The following is a 3186-nucleotide window of genomic DNA, read 5'->3' as shown; positions in this document are numbered from 1 at the left end:
CAGTTCCGAAGACAGCGAACTCACCGCAAGCTTCGACGGCCGCTCGGTCATTTATGAGTTTGGCGAGCTCGACACGCTGGTGCCGGCTTACGCAGCAACTATCCATAAGAGCCAGGGTTCGGAATACCCTGCCGTAGTGATCCCGGTGATGACGCAGCACTACACCATGCTGCAACGAAACCTGCTCTATACCGGCGTCACCCGGGGCAAGAAGCTGGTCGTGCTGGTCGGTCAGAAGAAAGCCGTTGCCATCGCGGTTCGCAACGTTTCCGGGCGGCGAAGGTGGTCGAAATTGAACGAGTGGCTGGCGTCAAGAATAGCATCGATGCCGACAAGATGAGGGCCGACTATGAATGCGGGCAAAGCGCATAAGATTTGGATCGAACAGTGCGAAGCGGCTCAAACGATCAAGGCGCGATTCGGGCTCACGGCGGCCTTCGACTACCTTGTCGGTGAGAAGTTGATGAGTTTTACCAGTACTGCCTCCAGACATCCCGACTTCGCGCGGGAACTGCCGCGGTTTGTTTCCGAGGTGAGACGCATGTTCGCGCCGGATGAGATCGGCGCACAGTTGGCGCAAATCGAGCGTTCGCAAAACGAAAGGAATGTCGATGTTTTGGAGGAGGATGATCTTCTGCCGGAGAGTCCGGCCGCAGTCGCGGAGTGCGTTCAGCAGTTCATGCGGGTCAAGGAGTTGCTGACCGCGCCCATGCTCGGTACTTCGTGACAGAATGGCGAATTACATCTCGATGTGGCGCGCGGCTCACCCCCAAAATCGCGGACATTTCCGGTGGGATCATAAGGTCTCACCGTCATGATGACGCTGGAACCCGTTCTTACCCCGCATGGTTTGCTGACACTGCGACAAACGGCGCAAGCTCCTGCGTTGGAGCTCAATCAGGGCTTGCGGCTGGAGAAAGCATTTTTACGTGGCTCAGGGCACGGATTGTTGTGGCTCGGCGCCGACGAAGTCGCGACGGTTCTCCCACCGGTGTTGTCGTATTGGCGAGCGCTTGGAATGCGCTACATGACTGCGCTGTGCGCGCTTCCTAGTGTTGGAGACGGCCGTACCAAGCCGCCTGTGCCGATCCCCGCCGATGGCGAGTTGGACACGATGGCAGCGGCTGTTCCGCCGATGACCGGCGCGGAATACCTGACGACGTCTGTCCTGGCCAATCTTTGGCAAGGTATGGATGCGGCCTTTGATGCCGAGTTGGTGCAAGCCAAGCTCTCCCTGCAGGAGTTCCTCAAGAGCCGTCATCCGGCTTGGAATTTGGTTGGGCGCGTTCATTTCAACCTCGCGGAGAACCGGAAGGACGATGAAGCCCCGTTCGCGTTTCTTGCGACCTACACCACCCGACTCTCTGCTGAGGCCAAGGCCCAGCATCTGCCGCTTGGCAAAGCCTTGCAGGAGTATTCCGGTGCGAGGAACCGCCAACGCCTGCTCTCGCTGCTGATGCCCGTCCAGCGCGCCGCCGAGAGGAGCCCTTGGTTGAAGACGTTGGTCAATGCCGGCGATATCTTTCACCCGCTGCGCTGGAGCCCACAACAGGCGCTGCAATTCCTGAAGGATGTTCCCGCAATCGAAAGCGCCGGGGTGGTCGTGCGAATGCCGGCGAGTTGGCGCATGAACCACCCCGCACGCCCGCAAGTGAAAGCAACGGTCGGGGGCAATGCGCCATCACAGCTGGGGATGGACGCGCTGCTCGACTTCCGAATGGAGGTGACGCTCGAGGGCGAAAGCCTCTCGAAGGCCGAGATCAAGCGACTCCTGGCGCATTCCGATGGATTGACCTTAATCCGTGGCAAGTGGGTCGAGGTCGATCATGAACGACTGCATCGCACACTCGAGCAATTTGAGGCCATCGAGCGCCGTGCCGCCGCCGAGGGTCTTTCGTTCGGTGAGGCGATGCGTCTGCTGGCTGGGGCTGGCATTGCCGGAGATAAAACTGCCGCACCAGCCGACATCGATTGGAGCCAGACCGTTGCCGGCCCCTGGCTGGCGGAGACGCTGGCGACCTTGCGCCATCCCGATTGGCTCATGCGGGTCGACCCCGGTCAATATTTTCAGGGTACGCTGCGACCCTATCAGCAGTCGGGTGTGCAATGGCTCTATCTGCTAACGCAGCTCAAGCTTGGGGCTTGCCTTGCCGACGATATGGGGCTCGGCAAAACCATCCAGGTGTTGTCGCTGCTGCTGGTGATCAAGAATGAGGACATGGCACGGAAACCGTGCCTGCTCGTAGCCCCCGCCTCGTTGTTAGCCAATTGGGCCGCCGAGATTTCCCGATTTGCGCCAAGCTTGAAAACAGTCGTGGTCCATCCATCGGCTGCGCCGTCCGAGAAACTGAACACTTACAGTGCGGACAGATGCGCAGATGTCGATCTCGTAATCACGAGCTACGGCTTTCTGACGCGTACGCCTTGGCTAGAAACTACATCATGGCGGTTTGTGGTGCTCGATGAAGCACAGGCCATCAAGAACCCGGGCGCTAAGCAGACAAAATCGGTCAAGAGGCTCAAGGCAGAAATGCGCATTGCGCTGACCGGCACGCCCATCGAGAATCGGCTCGGCGACCTATGGTCGATCTTCGACTTCATCAATCCTGGCCTGTTGGGATCGTCGAAGGAGTTTTCGGCATTCGTCAAACGCCTCTCCGACCGGCCACATAACCCTTACGGTCCGCTCCGCGAACTGGTGCGCCCCTATGTCCTGCGACGGCTGAAGACCGACAAGAGCATCATTGCCGACCTGCCCGACAAGACCGAGGTGAAAACCTTCTGCCCCTTGAGCCGCAAGCAGGCGGCGCTTTATCAGCAAGCAGTGGCGGAACTGGCCGGCCATCTCGAAGATGTCGATGGAATAAAGCGGAGAGGCATCGTCCTAGCTTTTCTCATGCGTTTGAAGCAGATCTGCAACCATCCATCACAGTGGCTCGGCGACGGTGCGTGGAATGAGGAGGATAGCGGTAAGCTTGTGCGTCTGCGCGACATCGCGGAAGTGGTTGCCGCCCGGCAGGAGAAGGCACTTATCTTCACCCAGTTCAAGGAGACAACGGCGCCACTAGTGGCGTTCCTGGGCTCCGTATTCGGAAGGCCCGGCCTCGTCCTGCATGGTGAGACAGAGGTTAAGAAGCGCAAGGGCCTGGTGCGCCAATTTCAGGAAGACGAAGACGTCCCGTTCTT

Annotated in this window: 3 protein-coding genes; all 3 read left to right on the top strand. The window is 59.2% G+C overall.

Annotated elements, in window-relative coordinates; all coding sequences use genetic code 11:
• Positions 1-340, top strand: a 340-nt coding sequence (locus tag QJT78_RS49725; protein WP_281460811.1) for an ATP-binding domain-containing protein, incomplete at its 5' end; no start/stop codon positions are given.
• A gap of 9 nt (positions 341-349) precedes the next feature.
• Positions 350-727, top strand: a complete 378-nt coding sequence (locus QJT78_RS49720; protein ID WP_018273921.1) for a hypothetical protein — start codon at positions 350-352, stop codon at positions 725-727.
• Positions 728-814: 87 nt separating this feature from the next.
• On the top strand, positions 815-3186 hold a 2372-nt coding region (locus tag QJT78_RS49715; RefSeq protein ID WP_281460810.1), incomplete at its 3' end, for a DEAD/DEAH box helicase.

It is taken from the genome of Bradyrhizobium sp. Mp27 (assembly GCF_029953005.1).
Classification (GTDB): Bacteria; Pseudomonadota; Alphaproteobacteria; order Rhizobiales; family Xanthobacteraceae; genus Bradyrhizobium; species Bradyrhizobium barranii.
Note: the sequence above shows the minus strand (reverse complement) of the source record. Positions and strands in the feature narration are given on the sequence as shown.

What these genes read in the sequence shown, in the direction of transcription:
- QJT78_RS49720 (WP_018273921.1), top strand. Translation starts at nt 350, where the DNA reads ATGAATGCGGGCAAAGCGCATAAGATTTGGATCGAACAGTGCGAAGCG.